Genomic DNA, 16,235 nt, shown 5'->3' on the forward strand with positions numbered 1-16,235 from the left:
ACAAATCTTGGCTCATCAATTTTCTGACTAAAAATTCGCTCAAATAAACTTCGAGAAATTTCTACCATTCAATCAATGAAATATTTTCGATTGATTAACCAGTAAAAATCCACACAAGTTGTTCTTCTGTTCTCTTAATGATCTTCTCGATGATTCGTCATCATCAAGCTAGGTCGGCTATATTACTCTAAATTTCTTCAAAGTCAACAGGTAATTTCGATATTTTTAAAACTTATCAATCAACCCAAGAATCCAACCTATTTAGCCAAATCCTTGTTTCTCAACAAGTTTTTATCTGCATCACCGCCGATGGATGTGCATTCTACAGCATTCCCAACCCAATGCAACACCCTTTTCCAAATTTATTGGAATTATCTTACCGAGTGTTTATTTTTTACACAAATAAGGCTGAAAATGCGGAATTTGGTCGATTATTTGCTCAGTTTTATTCTTTTCTTGCCAGTGTAATGGTCGACAATCGATATATTCACAGTATCCAGAACCCTCATAGTTTTTATTTTTCCATACAAGTCGGTAATTAAAACTACCTACATAGCCTGCAGCGAGACCAAATTTATAATCCCCCCTGCTCTTGGCTTGTAACTGAAAAATCACCTCTCCTTTTTCTTGATACTGCCAAATGAACTCTCGTGGCAAATACATTTCACGTCCATTCGGTGTTTTGACTTTCGGATAAACCCGTGTGATATCCAGAACAACTTGCTGCTCATAGAGAATAGCAGCCGCTTTTGTTTGTATTTCTATCCGTGAAAAAATGATGTTATTCCATTGATTCCTGAGCTCAGACAAAATAATTTGCAAGTCAGCGTTGATCTGAATAATTTGGTAAGTGAAGAAATGGAAAGCAATGAATGGGAAATAAATTGCTCTGGCGTGTTTTAAAACGCCTGATGCTTCGATTTGGTATTTTTGTTTTTTATAAATGATTTCACCTTCGCACTGGCAAGAAACATACCAGTAGTCAGCTATTCCCCATTGCAGAGCCGAATGATTTTCAATGTCGGTGCAGATTTTCACTTTGAGTTGGCAACTGAGTTCTTCATCATCACGCTTAAAATAATAGTTGGGAAAATCGGCTTGAATATGATCGACATCAAGAAACTGATAGCGATCTACTTCTAATTGACATTGTTCTTTTGCACTATAACTTTTGAGATGCCCCACAGTTGATGCGCTGCTACTGACCAAAACAGTAGCTGTATCAATCGCGGTTGTGGTAATGGCACTGGCGTTATAGCAAATCGGAATACGAGGCTGCCCAATCAGGCTAATAAAATTGAAATAATGAAAAGGCTCAGGCAAATTTGGCAGGATCAAGGCCTGATAAACAATTTTAAAAAGGCCTTTAGGCGGGTGAAAAGTTAAAGCATCTGACTTATTGAGGTTCAGCTGCTTTAATTGATTATTACTCATCAATATTGGCATACTGAACCTCCTGAATTTTAAGTTGTTATTTTTTCATCATTCTTTTTGGCAAACAAGGTCGTTACAAATCCAGAAAGTACATAGAGAATACATACAATCAGGATCCCTACAGGAATGTTGTACGTGATTGCAGCAAAAATCAAGACTACAGGCAACATCACGACAAAAGGTACACGTTTACGATCCATTTGTTTAAATGAATAGTATTTGATGTTTGAAATCATCAATAAACCAACGGCAACCATCACAACAGCATTGATGACCTGAATTACAATATCTCTTAAATCAAAGATAAATGGGAAATCACGACCGACCCATACCAATGAAATCACGGTGACAGCAGCAAGCGGGCTGGCAATTCCAATAAAGTAACGCTTATCTACAACACCAATCTGTACGTTGAAGCGAGCCAAGCGGAATGCAGCACAAGCGGTATAAATAAAGCAACATGCCAAACCAATACGCCCAAGATCGTGCAGACTCCAGCTATACATCAAGATTGCAGGTGCGACACCAAAGGCCAACAAATCAGAAAGTGAATCATATTGTTCACCAAATGCACTTTGTGCACCAATTGCACGTGCAACTCGACCATCTAAACCATCAAGCAATGCAGCCAAGAAAATTGCATAGATCGCTTGGTTAAAATTGCCATTCATGCTCGCAATAATTGAGTAGAAACCAGAAAGAAGTGCGGCTGTTGTAATTAAATTAGGCCACAAATAAATGCCACGACGTTTCACTTTTTGTCCTTCGTGCGTATGCTCTTCTTCTTCTACTTCAAAAGTGATGCCATCAAAAGAATGAGCATCTTTATTTAAATCAGAATCAGGTTTAAGAGAATTTGTCATTATTTTCAATTCCTCGAGAATCTTTGGACGTTGATGGGTTATTCACCCACCAACCAACGCACTGCAGCATGTCCACCATTTTCACTCATGCGCAAATGTGGAAATAACCATTGTAATGCTTGATCCGCATCTTCCGAGAATTTCCAAGGTGGATTAATTACCAATAAACCACAACCATTCAAACCAACTGGTGTGTCATCTGGCCATACGCAAATTTCACAAATCAATTGACGGCGGATACCAGTTTTAAACATTTTCTTTTCAAAACGGTCAATCATCGCGCGATCTTTGATTGGATACCAAACAGCGAATACACCTGTTGGCCATTTTTTATGTGCTGTTTGCAGCAATTCAACCAACTGCGGGAAATCTTTACGCTCGATTTCATAAGGTGGGTCAATCATGACCAATCCGCGCTTTTCTTTAGGCGGAATGACACCCATCAGGCCTTCATAGAAATCACGCTCATGCAAGCCCGCACGTTTATCGCGAATATTAAAATATAATTGTTGAAACACATCACGCTGCATTTCAAACACAGTCGCTTTATCCATTTCACGCATGCCTTCAAGGGCAAACCACGGTGAACCTGGATAAGCACCTTTACCCGAACCCGCACGCATATCTTCAACAATTTTAAGATATTGCTTTACACCTTCAGGCGCATTACGTTTAATCGAATCGTCAAGTTTAACCAAACGATGGATACCCGTTAAGAATTCACCTGATTTTTGTGCTTCAGAAGTCGATAAATCATATTTACCGGCACCACCATGGGTATCTATATAACGATAAGGTTTATCTTTAGCATTTAAGCGAGCAAGCAGTTGAAGCAAAAGTACATGCTTCATAACATCGGCAAAGTTACCTGCATGGAAATGGTGACGGTAATTCATGTTGACAATTATTCCTCAATTCAAAGGATAGTTTAACATGAAAATAGGGGCCGATGACATTTCACAGATGCTTGCGACTGTTGACATTTTTTAGCTGATACAAGGCATGGTTTTCGAAATTTAGCATTCTAAATGAAAAAAGCATAACGCCGAAGCAGCAAAAAATGTCGCAGTCCCGAAGGGTTATAGCTAAAACTGCCCTAAACTTCGTTATGAAACTTGACAAGGGGATCGCCATTGCCTACGTTCCATGCCTCGTTTATGTCGTTTTAGCTTATAACGCAAGGCATGGTTGAAATATCAGCGACCCCTCAACTATTCTTTAGCGTTGATGTGATCATCTAAAATCATACTGCAATCTAACCAACAGAACTGGAGTTCTATGCAACGAACCTCTCTTGCTGAATCATGGAATCTAGACCAAATTCTGGATGATTTAAATGAATTTGGCTTTGCCTTAATTGATGATGTCTATTCAAATGAATATATACAATCTCTTGTTCATGAATGCACCTCTCATCTTGCTGAATTCAGAGCAGCTGGAGTACAAAACGGCGTTGTCAGTCATATTCGTAGTGACCATATTCTCTGGATTGATGGTCAATTACCGATTGCCCAACAACACATCAAAGCTTTAGAAGAGTTCTCACAAGCTTTAAATCAAGCGTTTTATCTTGGGATCAAAGAAGTAGAAGCACATTTTGCCTGCTATAACGCCGGTGAATTTTATGCTTTACATCGTGACAATCCTCAACAAAAAAATGACCGGATGATTTCCACCGTATTCTATGTGCATGAAAGCTGGCAAGAAGATTGGGGCGGTCAATTACGTTTGCAGGATAAAAATGGTCAATGGCATATTATCCAGCCCTCGCCTAATCGTCTGGCGATTTTCCAAAGCGATTTATTGCATGAGGTTCTACGCTCAAAACAACAGCGCTTGTCGATTACTGCATGGTTACGTAGTGGAGGCTCGATCTGGAATCAAGGCTAAGCCCTTTAAATTCCTGAAAACAGCCTTATATACCTAGGCATAACTGACGATTCTGGATCAATACATGTCGAACGAGACGAAACAAGTCATTGCACGAATTGGTGAAACTGACCAACTCTTTTTAGAGAATAATAGCCCTGAACTTGCTTTAGAGCGTGCAGACCTGCGTTTACAGCTGGTCGTACTCAGTCATGTGCGTCAGGAACAATTACACTTCTTACAGGAAGCAATCGTACTGCTGGAACAAGCACGAATTGAATATGACGAAATGCCATTAAGCCTGTATCTCAATCTGTCGTTATATTTGGCCAAAGCCTATATGATTTATTTCGAGCTGACCAAAGAGCAACGTTTTGCCCTCATTACTCAGCAGATCTTAAAGCCTTTGGCATATACAGAACACTTAGATATTTATTTCTTCTTGGCTTACGCTTCGGCCTCTAAGCAAGAACTCGCATTAACACGACATTGGCTAACGAAATACGTATCTTGCTTGGATCATGATTTAGAGTTATTACAACTCCACCCTGCTTTTAATCAAGCACGTCAAGAAGACTGGTTTGCAGCCCTTATAAAAAATAAAGCTCACTGATGTGAGCTTTATTTTTATTGAATCATTACTTGGTACTGTCTACATGCAACTGTTGATTCAGTTCATCAATCACAATGGCCCATTCATCATCTTTGTCCCAATGACTTTTTAGAAAATCTCGCTGACCCGCACTCCAGAATTCAGCCTCATGCAATTTCTGATCCGCACTAAGCTGATGTGCTTTCACAAAACTTTCAATTGCTGCTTCATCTGCCCCAAGCCCAAGTTGCTCAAATAAAAGTTCTAATGTGGGTTGCTGTTCAAACATTGTTATTCTCCATACAGTGCTTCCGATCAAAATAATTTATCAGTAAACGCATCGAACATGCTTAGGTATGTCTATATTTTCTTGTTGTTTTTTGTGTGCTATGTATAAAAAAAGCACTCTCAGGGAGAGTGCTTTTTCAATTTATCAAACTGATAAATTATTTTACCATGTCAGCAATTGCTGCACGTTCTTCTTCAAGCTCATTCAGCGTGAAGTTGATACGCTCACGGCTGAATTCGTCAATTTCTAAACCTTGAACGATTTTGTATTCACCGTTTTCAGTTGTTACAGGGAAACCGAACATTACGCCTTCTGGAATACCATAAGAACCATCAGATGGAATACCCATAGTTACCCATTTGCCGTTTGTACCAAGCGCCCAGTCACGCATATGGTCAATTGCAGCATTCGCAGCTGAAGCAGCTGAAGACAAACCACGCGCTTCGATAATCGCAGCACCACGTTTACCAACAGTTGGAAGGAACACATCTTTGTTCCAAGCCGCATCGTTGATTTTGTCTTTTAAGCTTACGCCATTTGCAGTTGCAAAACGGTAGTCAGCATACATTGTTGGAGAGTGGTTACCCCAAACAGTCATATCTTCGATGTCAGAAACTGCAACACCTGCTTTTTGAGCAAGTTGAGTCAACGCACGGTTGTGGTCAAGACGTAACATTGCTGTGAAGTTTTTCGCTGGAAGATCTGGAGCAGATTTCATTGCGATATAAGCATTTGTATTTGCTGGGTTACCAACAACCAATACTTTAACGTCACGGCTAGCAACTTCGTTCAATGCTTGGCCTTGGCCAATAAAGATTTCGCCATTTACTTTTAATAAGTCAGCACGTTCCATACCTGGACCACGTGGACGAGAACCAACTAATAACGCATAGTCAGCATCTTTAAATGCAACTTTAGGATCATCAGTCCCGATCATGCCTGCCAATAATGGGAAAGCACAGTCATCAAGTTCCATCATCACGCCTTTAAGCGCTTGTTGAGCTTTCTCAAAAGGAACTTCAAGCAATTGTAAAATGACTGGTTGATCTTTACCTAACATTTCACCGCTTGCGATACGGAATAATAAGCTATAACCAATTTGACCAGCAGCGCCTGTAACGGCAACACGAACGGGTTGCTTCATGTGATATTCTCCAATGAGATGCGTTAGCACGATTGAACTTTATTGTTATTCAACCGAATTATCATAAACGGCAAAGATTGTACTCTAAAGCGAATGCATATGCATGTAAAAGAGAATGAATTTCAACGAAAGTCTAATAGAAAATACAAATCAAACTAGGTAAAAGCCTAATAACTGCCTTTAATCGTAAACTCACTTGGGCAGCCTGTCACAATATGGCTAGCACATTGTTTATATTGACCATTTTTCTGATAACAGACGCGAATTTCAGTCAAAACCGAATTAAATTTTGAAGATTGGCAGGTAAAACGAATGCCATTTGGCGGCAACGATGGATTAAGCTTGGTAAATTGCTGTCTAAGACTTTCTTTTTGTACTTCAATGGTATTTGGACTGGTCAAATCAGCTGGTATTTTCAAGCGTTCAGCAAAATTAATAATCGTTCTAAAATATTGGCTGGCATTCATTGGCATACAACCGCCAACATCTTGCCACAATTGCACCCGTGCATTTTCATCAGGCATGACCCGTGCAACTACTTTCGCTTGCAAAGGAGATAGTCTTGCAGATGTTTTAGTGGAACAATCCCGATTTGGAGATACTTCGGGCAGTAAACTGGCAATGGTAAGCGAATAACCTTCTAGACATTTACGTTGTTTTTGTCTTGATGAATCAAAGGAACAAGCAGCAGGTGTCATTTGCACATGCATGACGTAACCTGCAACATCCTGTTTATCAGCTGCATATAATGGTGCAGCGAATGATAGAGCCAGATAACAGATCAATGCCTGTATAGCTCTTTTCCACTGCCCTTTAAATAAGTCGACTGCTTTCATCAAATGCAAAAACTTCATTATCTCAATTAAACATCTTCGTGTGTTTAAGGACTATTGCGAACAGGAATTGTACTCATCCGTTTTTCTAACGACTGTGCACCCTGCCCCAGCACCACACCATAATGTGTCGCATTGGTCATGACATGTTTCACATAGTCACGTGTTTCCAGTAACGGAATGGTTTCGGTGTACTGATCTGCCGCCATGGTCTGGATATCAGGCTGCCAACGGCGTGCACGATTCGGACCTGCGTTATAGCCAGCAGTTGCCAATACTGAGCTACCACTCAATTGACTCTGGATCATTGAAAGGTAATAAGTACCGTAACGAATATTGGTATTCATTTCACTTAATGCCGCAGGGTTATAGGTTTCACCCATTTGTCGTGCAATCAGTTTTGCGGTGTTTGGCATAATCTGCATTAGGCCACCTGCACCCACATGCGAACGAGCAGAAGTCACAAAACGACTTTCTTGGCGCATTAAACCATACGCCCAAGCGGGATCAATACCAGCATTGTAACTATGGCTGGTGACATTGCTGCGATGCGGTGTTGCATAACGATAAGTGTCATTATGACGAGAGGTGGTGCGGTCAGCTGCATAAATGGCACGATCATACCAGCCCATATCATGCGCGCGTTTTGCAGCCGCAAGTAACAAGCCATCATCGTGTTGCAAATAAGCCTGTCGAACAGCCCAGTTCCACTCACGGTTGGTATACGTTGCAGGTGCATTAACATTTCTTAGCGCAAAGGCACGTCTAAAGTGAATATTTTGATTGAGACGCTGAGTATCTTGGGCACTCGGCTGTTCATTATAAGGCTGATGGTTATAGCGTTCGCCGATACGGTCTTTGGCTAACAAATTATGATAATCATCGCCACCTTGTGCGAGCTTACGATAAATCTGCTGAGCAGCCTGCTTTGAGCCACCATCTGAACGTTGCTCAGATGCACGCGCTAACCAGTATTGCCAACGATCTTCCTGCTTTTGTGTCACCGACATCGCATCAATGGCACGAATCAGACTTTCCCAAGCCCCGAAACGAATCGCTTGACGCGCATAAATTTCAGCTTCTTCCGGGCTAAACGGATAACCATAACTTTGATCGAAAGCATTGAGTACTTCCCGGTTAAAACCATTTTTCATCACGGTCGTACCGCCAACATAGCCAATGGTACGGTATAGATATTTCTGTACCGGTTGAGGCACATCCTGTACAACGCGTTGCACATTTCCCAACGCATTGGTTAGGTCACTATCTGCCACACGGCCTAAAGCAAAAATCAGATAAGCATAATCAGCATCATTGGACTTAGGTGCACTCCACAAATAGCCCAATGGATTGGCCTGAATCTGGTTAAACTGAGCCAGTGAAAGATTTAAACCCATGGTTTGGGCTGTTGCAACGGCCTGACCAGACTGTCCTGCACGTAATTGTCCCCACAAACGTTGTTGACGATCCTGTGACGTCATGAGTGGGCTAGACAACATTAAGCGACCTAAGCCATTACATGATTCAGGTTGAGTATTGGTGGTTAACCAGATGTCTTTATATTCAGCAAAAACCAGACTATCGCCAGTCTTGGCGCGTACTTGTGCCACGGCACAACTTTCTTCCTGATCTGGATTCGTGACATAGCTCAATACAGGCTTGGCATCGGCAAAGCTGGCCTGTTTGACTTTTTCTTCGACATAATCGGCCGCAAGTTTTTCAGCCATCGCTGATTGCGGGTAACGCTGAGCAAAACTGATAATGGATGTGGCAGGCTGAAAGCCGAGATTGGTATTGAGTTTCCAGTATTCTGGATAATAACCTAATGCATCATTCTGCATTTCATATTGATATTGGTCGAGCAGAGCCGTGTTACCCGAATTGGCAGCACGTAGAGCATCATTGAATTGTTCATCCAAAGCATAGACCGATGAGCAGGCAATCATTCCACTCATGGCAATAAAACGACGGAAACTGTTCTTATTATTCGATTTACGTCTTCCTGTTGTTATTAAATCACACTGCTTTTTCATCTTCATCAATATCTATGCCCAATTTTGCCTGCTTACATAGTGTAATAAGTCTAGCTTCTCACTATTGTTGTGTTATGTAAATTACTGATTCATATTCATTAAAATTCACACAATTTTATTCACAAACTGTCCATTTTTGTCAGTTTTTTATTCTCTGCGCGCAACTAAAAATACTGCTATAATCCGCGGTTTATTTAAATCCACCTTGTTTAGGAGCCTGCATGACGGTTCAAACATTCATTCCCAGTGCTGTAAAAGCTGCCTCAGAAAACACTGTTACCCAGCCAATGCACACCGCTGATGTTTCAATTAAGAAGTTATATATTGAAACTCAAGGGTGTCAGATGAATGAGTATGACAGTCATCGTATGGCAGATTTGTTAGGTGATTCACATGGTTATGTGCTCACTGACAATCCTAATGACGCTGATATTCTGCTCATGAATACCTGTTCGATTCGTGAGAAAGCGCAAGAGAAGGTTTTCAGTGGTTTAGGACGCTGGCGCAAGCTTAAGGAAAAAAATCCTGATCTCGTCATTGGTGTCGGTGGTTGTGTTGCCTCTCAAGAAGGTGACAACATTCAAAAACGCGCACCTTATGTCGATATGGTTTTTGGTCCGCAAACCTTGCACCGTTTGCCACAAATGCTGGATCAGCATAATGAGCAAGTGGAAAAGCCAAAGAAAGAAAAAATCAAACTGGTTGATATTTCTTTCCCAGATATCGAAAAGTTCGACTTCTTACCTGAACCACGCGTAGAAGGCTTTAAGGCATTTGTCTCTATCATGGAAGGCTGTTCTAAATACTGCTCTTTCTGTGTGGTTCCTTATACACGCGGTGAAGAAGTTTCGCGTCCACTCGATGACGTGTTGGCTGAAATTGCAGGCTTAGCTGAAAAAGGCGTACGTGAGATCAGCTTGCTCGGTCAAAACGTGAATGGTTATCGCGGTGAAACCTTCGAAGGTGGCATCTGTACCTTCCCTGAATTATTGCGCTTAGTTGCAGAAATTCCTGGAATTGGTCGTCTACGCTATACCACCTCTCATCCGCTTGAATTTTCAGATGATCTGATTCAGTGCTACCGTGATTTACCACAAATGGTTTCGCATCTACATTTGCCAGTACAAAGTGGTTCGAACGATGTATTACAAGCAATGAAGCGTAACCACACTATTGATGTTTATATTGATAAAATTACCAAGCTACGCAAAGTACGTCCGGATATGCATTTATCAAGTGACTTTATTATCGGTTTCCCAGGTGAAACTGATGAACACTTTGCTGAAACCTTGCAATTCATTAAAGATTTAGATTTCGATCATTCTTATAGTTTCGTTTATTCAAAACGTCCGGGAACACCTGCATCAGACTTACCAGACAGTACACCTGAGCAAGTGAAAAAAGATCGTCTTGCACAAGTACAAGAAGTGATTAAGAAATCAAGTATCGATAAAACGGATGCCATGCTAGGTAAAATTGAGCGTGTCTTGATTGAAAAAGTATCTGATAAAGATCCAAATGTTTTAATGGGTACAGCGGATAATACACGTTTAGTGACATTTATCGGTGATGCAACGTGGGTTGGACGTTTTGCAGAGATTGAGATCACTGAAATTAAAACTTTAAATTTAGTTTACGGAGAACTCTTGAATCTTGAACCTGACGTGGCGTAATGTAAGGGTTATTCCTACAAAGCAACAAAAAGGGTTTATCTTGACTGCAGCGATTCGACGTACAGTAACGTTCCCTGAAATTCCATTGGAACGATTGAAAAGCATGCTCGGTGCGTATAACGGGCATTTAAAACAAATCGAACAACGTTTAGATGTCAAAATTACTCACCGCGGCGATGCCTTTTATCTCGATGGTGATATGGAAGCAGTCGAAAGAGCCGAAGCACTATTGCAACGGCTCTATCAAGAATCAGAAATTTCCTCACAAATCAGTGCCGATGTGATTCATTTGATGATTCAGGGTTCACAGACCGACCGTGAACTCATGGATGATTCAGAACAAGAGCATACTGGCCTTGATAGTGTTTGGTTGCAGACCCGCAAAGGGCGCATCAACCCACGTGGCGCCAATCAAAAACGCTACGTACAACGTATTCTACAAAGTGATATTTCATTCGGTATTGGCCCCGCAGGGACAGGTAAAACTTATCTGGCGGTCGCTGCTGCGGTTGATATGCTGGAACGTAATGAAATTCAGCGGATCCTGCTGGTTCGTCCAGCAGTTGAAGCAGGTGAAAAGCTCGGTTTCTTACCGGGCGATCTTACCCAGAAAATCGACCCTTACTTGCGCCCACTTTACGACGCCCTGTATGAAATGCTGGGCTTTGAAAAAGTGGCTAAACTGATTGAACGCCAAGTGATTGAAGTTGCTCCCCTCGCTTATATGCGTGGACGAACCCTCAATCACTCTTTCGTCATTTTGGATGAAGCGCAAAATACCACGCCTGAGCAGATGAAAATGTTCCTCACCCGCTTAGGTTTTGGTTCTCGTGCCGTGATCACGGGTGACGTTACTCAGGTTGATTTACCACGCGGTCAGCAATCTGGTTTGGCTCATGCATTACGTGTACTTGAAAATGTACATGAAATTCATATCACCCGTTTCCACTCGCGAGATGTGGTTCGTCATCAACTGGTACAAAGAATTGTTGAAGCTTACGAAGGCTGGGACAGCGAACAGCAACGCTTGTCAGCAGAAGCCCGTGCCGAACGCAAAGCAAAACAAGAAGCACTGATTGCAGAAAATGATTCTGCGGCAGATGCGCAACACTCTTAGCAAAATCTCCAATCCACCTGCGGTGCTTTAGTCGCATCTCAGGTGGATGATTTTAAGGATCTATTTTGAAAATCAATTTAAGTCTTCAACAAGACTTTCAAGCTGCTGAATTGCCACTCAAACGTGGTCAAATCAAAAAAAATATTGAAACTGCACTCCGTCATGTCGGTTTCGATGTCAATTGTGAAATTGGGATTGCCTGTGTTGATCTCGCAGAAAGCCATGAACTCAATTTACAATATCGTGAAAAAGACAAACCCACCAATGTCTTGTCTTTCCCAAGTGATATCCCAGAGGAAATGCTCAGCTTACTTGATGCAGAGCCACTCGGTGATTTAGTGATTTGTATTCCTGTGGTTTTACAAGAAGCTGCTGAACAGCAAAAAACGCCAAATGATCATTTCACTCATTTACTGGTTCACGGCGTTTTACATTTACTCGGTTATGACCATGAGACCAGTGAAGCCGAAGCTGAAGAGATGGAAGCTTTGGAAATTGAGATTCTGAAAAAACTGGGTATCGCCAATCCTTACCAAGCTGATGAAAGCTAATCCAAGGTTCTATGTATATCGTTATTTTTAAAGCCACGATCAAAGCACTCGATACAACTTATTCAGAAATGGCACAAAGGCTCAGAAATAAAGCCTTAAGCCAATTTAACTGTGCCAAGTTTGAAGCATGCAGTGAAAATGGTTTTGAAATAGCCCTGTCTTACTGGCATAGCCTTGAAGATATTAAACTTTGGCAACAAGATGCAGAGCATCAAGTGGCTCAGCGCCTGGGTAAAGAGAAATGGTATCAGGACTTTAGTGTTGAAATCTGTAAGGTTGAACGCGCCTATTCCAGTCAAAAGGAATTGTGAATAAATACAAACTTATCCACAAACCTCTTAAAAAAAACGGCTAAATCTAGCCGTTTTTTTATTATTTCTTCTCTAACCGTAGATAAGGAATAACATTTTATTCAGTATGTTACTCATCTAAAGATCATTAATGCACTTCTAAAGATCATTAATGCACTTCAAATTCTGCATCGACTGGGTCAAAACGCCAAGTCCGTATAATTCGCAACTCGGAAATATCCTTTTTCATTGCTGCATCAAATACTCCAAATGGTGCACCACGCCGTACTGACGCTTTAGCAGCTTCATCCAAAACGGAATGCCCCGAACTTTCGATTAAACGAATCGCCCGAATCCCACCCTCTGCATTCAGAATCACCATTAAACGGACTTCCCCCACTAAACGCTGCTGTTTTGCTTCATCAGGATAATAACGGTTGCCATACAATTCGACTTTCTGACGGAACTTATCCAGATAAGCCGCAGATGCATCTTGTTTGGCCTGAATACCATCTACTGTTTTAATGCGTTGTTTACGGCTAAAATTTTGCTGACGTTGTAAATATTGCGCCTCTAAACTAGCCACCATTGCGGCTTTGGCCTGAAACTGGCTTTGTAAATCATCCAGAGTCTTTTTTCGTTCGCTTTGTTCTGCCTGTTTTTGCCAGCTTAAAACGGTCATCAACACTTTTTCTTCAAACTTGAGCTCACGTTTTTGCTGAACTTTTTCCAGACTTTCTAGCTCAGCCTCCCCTGTTGTCGCATCTGCTTGCATGGGAGCAGGCATATCGCTCGCCATACGATGCGCTTGACGGAAATCCCCCGAACCGTGTTGATCTGCCTGTGCCAGAAAATCAGCATCTTTAACTTTATCCGTACTTGGACGCACAGTGACTGCAATTTCTTTGGTTGAGGTGTCTGAAGGAGATGGCATAGTAAAATGAATAGCCAACACAGCTCCATGCAGCAGCATTGCCAAAGCAACTGCACCCACAAAAACTGGATCTTGCCACCAATAAGGAGACAACGCTGAACGAAAATTTATTTTATTCCACATGGTATTAAAGCGACAAAAAATGTCCCATCCCCAACGGTGATAACCGTATAAAAACCAAAACAATATTCAAAATTTTACAAAAATGTGATCCACTTATAGTTACAGTGTTTCCATACCATCATTTTATGAAAATGTAGCAATTAATTTTGCTACACTGCAAGTTAGAAATTTATTTTTATTTTTTAGTTAATACAAAGATCGTGGCATTGCATGACCTATCAATTCACTTTCTGGAACAACTTTTATGCAAACGCTAATCTCATCCGTTTTTAAACGTCTACGTAAAGTTTACCAAAAAGCAGAAGAATTCATCGAAGAAGAAAGAGAATTTTCGCTTTCACAAGTTTTTGTGAATGCAACCATGGAACGTTATGTCACCGAAAATGTCGACATGATGCAAGACCTGCATGCCGATTTATATGATGGCTGGTTACGCTTATATACGACACTGGATGTGAAAGGCTTACATACCACCCTTTCGGTCGACTTGAAACTGATTCAGATGGAAATGAATCAAAACGTACAACTAATGGTGTTTGAGCAGATCAGCAATACTCAGGTGATTGAAGCAAAATTTAAGAATATCTTTCAAAAATGGGGCTTTTACATTGCCATCTGGTATTACCAGAAATTCCGTGAAGAAGATCCACTAGGTAAAATTCTGGAACATTTTGACATCGTAAAGGTTAAAGATGACTTACTTTATCTGGACCTCAACCGTTGGCTAGGCAAGAAAGCAAGTATTATCGAAACGCTGAGCAAAGTGCATGTGAATCGTGCCCGTGTTCGCCCAGCAGAACTTATTGTGTGGGGCAACGTCAATCTAGCCGCAATTCTGTCACCGTCAAACGATGATGACTTTGATGAAGACAGTCTGGAAGATACTGAAGTCACTCCAATTCAACAAAAAGCCCCAAACAAATAGCAAATCGATTGCTCGGTGGTATGTTGTACCATAACGCATACCACGCATATACACAACTTCATGATTTATACGAAAAATTAACAAGCGCTTAGTAAAAAGCCTGATCTTTTCTTCACAATCTACAAGCATAATAGTCTTAAATCGTAGTGATAATTGAGTGATTGACTTATCAAGGTCACTCAGAGGATAGAATGTTATGACCAAGAAATTATTGAAAGTAGCGGGTATTACCTCTGCGGCCATTCTAAGTGCAAGCTTATCTAGTCATGCATTGGCAATGGCTCCTTTTCAGGCCAGCTATCAATTTAGCTACAACAATAAGAATTTAGGTTCTGCAACACGTACCCTTTCTCAACAAGGCAATAACTGGACGTATAAATTCAGTGCCAAAGCGGGTGCGATTGCATCAGCCTCTGAAACAAGTCAGTTTAATTTTGCCAATAACAAAATTACCTCACAAAACTTTAGCCGTAGCAGCAAGATCCTGATTCACAGCAATACGATGAGTATTAACTTTAATCCAAGCAGTAAAGTTGTGAATACCAAGAAGGATGATCAGACCCGTTCATTTGCATGGCAGGCAGGCGCGCTGGATGAGCTCAATGCCGAGTTGCAAATCCGTGAAGATTTGAAAAATAACTCTCTGAAAAGTAAATATTTGATCGCGGATGCCAAAGCGCTGGATGAGCGCCGTTTTGTGAAGCAAGGGACCGAAAGTGTCAAAACACCTTATGGCACATTTAATACCATTAAAGTAGTTATGCAGCACGATAAACCTGAACGTAATACCGTATTCTGGTTAGCACCAAAACTCGACTATCTGCCAGTAAAAATGGCACATAATGATGGAAAATCGTCATACGGATTGTTATTAACAGGCTATTCGGGCAAAACAAACTAAGCAACTGGTCAATTTTGGCTTGCATTTTTTTTGATGCTTTTTAAAATATGCCTTTGCTTGAATAAGCATCCGTTTAGAGGATTCTCCCGTGTACGCTTTAGAACAGAAAATCTTAAATGAAGGTATCGTTCTATCTGATCAGGTTTTGAAAGTTGATGCTTTCTTAAACCACCAAATCGATCCTGTGTTAATGCAGCTGATTGGTAAAGAGTTTGCCGCTCGTTTTAAAGATGCAGGTATTACTAAAATTATTACCATCGAAGCTTCAGGTATTGCACCTGCAATCATGGCAGGTTTAGAACTTGGCGTTCCTGTTATTTTTGCTCGTAAATACCAGTCATTAACACTCAAAGACGACCTTTACCGTTCTAAAGTGTTCTCGTTTACCAAACAAACTGAAAGCACCATTGCAATTTCAAACAAGCACATCAGCTCAAGTGACAAAGCGCTTGTAATTGATGACTTCCTTGCAAATGGTCAAGCAGCACTCGGATTAATCGACTTGATTCACCAAGCCAAAGCTGAAGTGGTTGGTGTGGGTATCGTGATTGAAAAATCATTCCAGCCAGGCCGTGATGTTTTGCTTGAAAAAGGCTACCGTGTTGAATCACTTGCACGTGTGAAGTCTTTAACAGATGGCAAAGTTACTTTTGTCACTGAATAA

Annotated in this window: 17 protein-coding genes; 9 read left to right on the forward strand and 8 right to left on the reverse strand. The window is 41.1% G+C overall.

Features of this window, described 5'->3' with window-relative positions; genetic code table 11:
• Positions 1–387: 387 nt before the first annotated feature.
• The 3 genes from EC846_RS14560 to EC846_RS14570 are packed head-to-tail and all read right to left on the reverse strand — an operon-like array spanning position 388 to position 3,193.
• Complete coding sequence (locus tag EC846_RS14560; RefSeq protein WP_123775610.1) at positions 388–1,446, reverse strand: DUF6670 family protein; 1,059 nt, start codon at positions 1,444–1,446, stop codon at positions 388–390.
• 17 nt (positions 1,447–1,463) lie between these two features.
• Complete coding sequence (pssA, locus tag EC846_RS14565) at positions 1,464–2,297, reverse strand: CDP-diacylglycerol--serine O-phosphatidyltransferase (protein ID WP_004774322.1); 834 nt, start codon at positions 2,295–2,297, stop codon at positions 1,464–1,466.
• 38 nt (positions 2,298–2,335) lie between these two features.
• Entirely contained in the window at positions 2,336–3,193 is an 858-nt protein-coding gene (locus EC846_RS14570) for a 23S rRNA (adenine(2030)-N(6))-methyltransferase RlmJ (protein ID WP_004774321.1), read from the reverse strand.
• Positions 3,194–3,575: 382 nt separating this feature from the next.
• On the opposite strand from EC846_RS14570, the gene EC846_RS14575 reads away from it, so the two are divergent.
• Positions 3,576–4,187: a 2OG-Fe(II) oxygenase gene (locus EC846_RS14575; RefSeq protein WP_123775611.1), complete on the forward strand. Its 612-nt coding sequence runs from the start codon at positions 3,576–3,578 to the stop codon at positions 4,185–4,187.
• 64 nt (positions 4,188–4,251) lie between these two features.
• Positions 4,252–4,779, forward strand: a complete 528-nt coding sequence (locus tag EC846_RS14580; protein ID WP_004774318.1) for a hypothetical protein — start codon at positions 4,252–4,254, stop codon at positions 4,777–4,779.
• A 25-nt stretch (positions 4,780–4,804) separates the two neighbouring features.
• On the opposite strand, the gene EC846_RS14585 is transcribed toward EC846_RS14580, so the two are convergent.
• The 4 genes from EC846_RS14585 to EC846_RS14600 form a co-directional block, all read right to left on the reverse strand.
• Positions 4,805–5,047, reverse strand: a complete 243-nt coding sequence (locus EC846_RS14585; protein ID WP_005255278.1) for a DUF2789 family protein — start codon at positions 5,045–5,047, stop codon at positions 4,805–4,807.
• Positions 5,048–5,204: 157 nt separating this feature from the next.
• On the reverse strand, positions 5,205–6,191 hold the full coding sequence (locus tag EC846_RS14590; protein WP_004655942.1) for a malate dehydrogenase: 987 nt from the start codon (positions 6,189–6,191) through the stop codon (positions 5,205–5,207).
• A gap of 167 nt (positions 6,192–6,358) precedes the next feature.
• Positions 6,359–7,045 (reverse strand): ribonuclease I, encoded by a 687-nt coding sequence (locus EC846_RS14595; RefSeq protein ID WP_047431178.1) that lies wholly within the window; start codon positions 7,043–7,045, stop codon positions 6,359–6,361.
• Between the two features lie 26 nt (positions 7,046–7,071).
• Complete coding sequence (locus EC846_RS14600) at positions 7,072–8,979, reverse strand: lytic transglycosylase domain-containing protein (RefSeq protein ID WP_171248599.1); 1,908 nt, start codon at positions 8,977–8,979, stop codon at positions 7,072–7,074.
• A 299-nt stretch (positions 8,980–9,278) separates the two neighbouring features.
• Between EC846_RS14600 and miaB the strand changes: the two genes are divergently transcribed.
• From miaB to EC846_RS14620, 4 genes are all read left to right on the forward strand, one after another.
• Positions 9,279–10,730, forward strand: a complete 1,452-nt coding sequence (gene miaB, locus EC846_RS14605) for a tRNA (N6-isopentenyl adenosine(37)-C2)-methylthiotransferase MiaB (protein ID WP_123775612.1) — start codon at positions 9,279–9,281, stop codon at positions 10,728–10,730.
• A 40-nt stretch (positions 10,731–10,770) separates the two neighbouring features.
• Entirely contained in the window at positions 10,771–11,847 is a 1,077-nt protein-coding gene (locus EC846_RS14610; RefSeq protein WP_032863741.1) for a PhoH family protein, read from the forward strand.
• A gap of 65 nt (positions 11,848–11,912) precedes the next feature.
• Entirely contained in the window at positions 11,913–12,398 is a 486-nt protein-coding gene (gene ybeY, locus EC846_RS14615) for an rRNA maturation RNase YbeY (RefSeq protein ID WP_069579924.1), read from the forward strand.
• 11 nt (positions 12,399–12,409) lie between these two features.
• A complete protein-coding gene (locus tag EC846_RS14620; RefSeq protein ID WP_123775613.1) occupies positions 12,410–12,709 on the forward strand; it encodes an antibiotic biosynthesis monooxygenase family protein in 300 nt (99 codons plus the stop codon).
• Positions 12,710–12,857: 148 nt separating this feature from the next.
• Here the strand turns inward: EC846_RS14620 and EC846_RS14625 are convergent, their stop codons facing one another.
• Positions 12,858–13,745: an energy transducer TonB gene (locus EC846_RS14625; RefSeq protein ID WP_123775614.1), complete on the reverse strand. Its 888-nt coding sequence runs from the start codon at positions 13,743–13,745 to the stop codon at positions 12,858–12,860.
• A 244-nt stretch (positions 13,746–13,989) separates the two neighbouring features.
• Here EC846_RS14625 and EC846_RS14630 point away from each other — a divergent pair, with 244 nt between their 5' ends.
• From EC846_RS14630 to EC846_RS14640, 3 genes are all read left to right on the forward strand, one after another.
• A complete protein-coding gene (locus tag EC846_RS14630; protein WP_005255299.1) occupies positions 13,990–14,670 on the forward strand; it encodes a hypothetical protein in 681 nt (226 codons plus the stop codon).
• Between the two features lie 196 nt (positions 14,671–14,866).
• On the forward strand, positions 14,867–15,571 hold the full coding sequence (locus tag EC846_RS14635; protein ID WP_123775615.1) for a DUF3108 domain-containing protein: 705 nt from the start codon (positions 14,867–14,869) through the stop codon (positions 15,569–15,571).
• Positions 15,572–15,659: 88 nt separating this feature from the next.
• On the forward strand, positions 15,660–16,235 hold the full coding sequence (locus EC846_RS14640; RefSeq protein ID WP_004774302.1) for a xanthine phosphoribosyltransferase: 576 nt from the start codon (positions 15,660–15,662) through the stop codon (positions 16,233–16,235).

The organism is Acinetobacter sp. BIGb0102 (assembly GCF_003815055.1).
GTDB lineage: Bacteria > Pseudomonadota > Gammaproteobacteria > Pseudomonadales > Moraxellaceae > Acinetobacter > Acinetobacter vivianii.

Coding starts and splice junctions, on each gene's coding strand:
- EC846_RS14560 (WP_123775610.1), bottom strand. CDS start 1,446: ATGCCAATATTGATGAGTAATAATCAATTAAAGCAGCTGAACCTCAAT.
- pssA (WP_004774322.1), bottom strand. CDS start 2,297: ATGACAAATTCTCTTAAACCTGATTCTGATTTAAATAAAGATGCTCAT.
- EC846_RS14570 (WP_004774321.1), bottom strand. CDS start 3,193: ATGAATTACCGTCACCATTTCCATGCAGGTAACTTTGCCGATGTTATG.
- EC846_RS14575 (WP_123775611.1), top strand. CDS start 3,576: ATGCAACGAACCTCTCTTGCTGAATCATGGAATCTAGACCAAATTCTG.
- EC846_RS14580 (WP_004774318.1), top strand. CDS start 4,252: ATGTCGAACGAGACGAAACAAGTCATTGCACGAATTGGTGAAACTGAC.
- EC846_RS14585 (WP_005255278.1), bottom strand. CDS start 5,047: ATGTTTGAACAGCAACCCACATTAGAACTTTTATTTGAGCAACTTGGG.
- EC846_RS14590 (WP_004655942.1), bottom strand. CDS start 6,191: ATGAAGCAACCCGTTCGTGTTGCCGTTACAGGCGCTGCTGGTCAAATT.
- EC846_RS14595 (WP_047431178.1), bottom strand. CDS start 7,045: ATGAAGTTTTTGCATTTGATGAAAGCAGTCGACTTATTTAAAGGGCAG.
- EC846_RS14600 (WP_171248599.1), bottom strand. CDS start 8,979: ATGAGTGGAATGATTGCCTGCTCATCGGTCTATGCTTTGGATGAACAA.
- miaB (WP_123775612.1), top strand. CDS start 9,279: ATGACGGTTCAAACATTCATTCCCAGTGCTGTAAAAGCTGCCTCAGAA.
- EC846_RS14620 (WP_123775613.1), top strand. CDS start 12,410: ATGTATATCGTTATTTTTAAAGCCACGATCAAAGCACTCGATACAACT.
- EC846_RS14625 (WP_123775614.1), bottom strand. CDS start 13,745: ATGTGGAATAAAATAAATTTTCGTTCAGCGTTGTCTCCTTATTGGTGG.
- EC846_RS14630 (WP_005255299.1), top strand. CDS start 13,990: ATGCAAACGCTAATCTCATCCGTTTTTAAACGTCTACGTAAAGTTTAC.
- EC846_RS14635 (WP_123775615.1), top strand. CDS start 14,867: ATGACCAAGAAATTATTGAAAGTAGCGGGTATTACCTCTGCGGCCATT.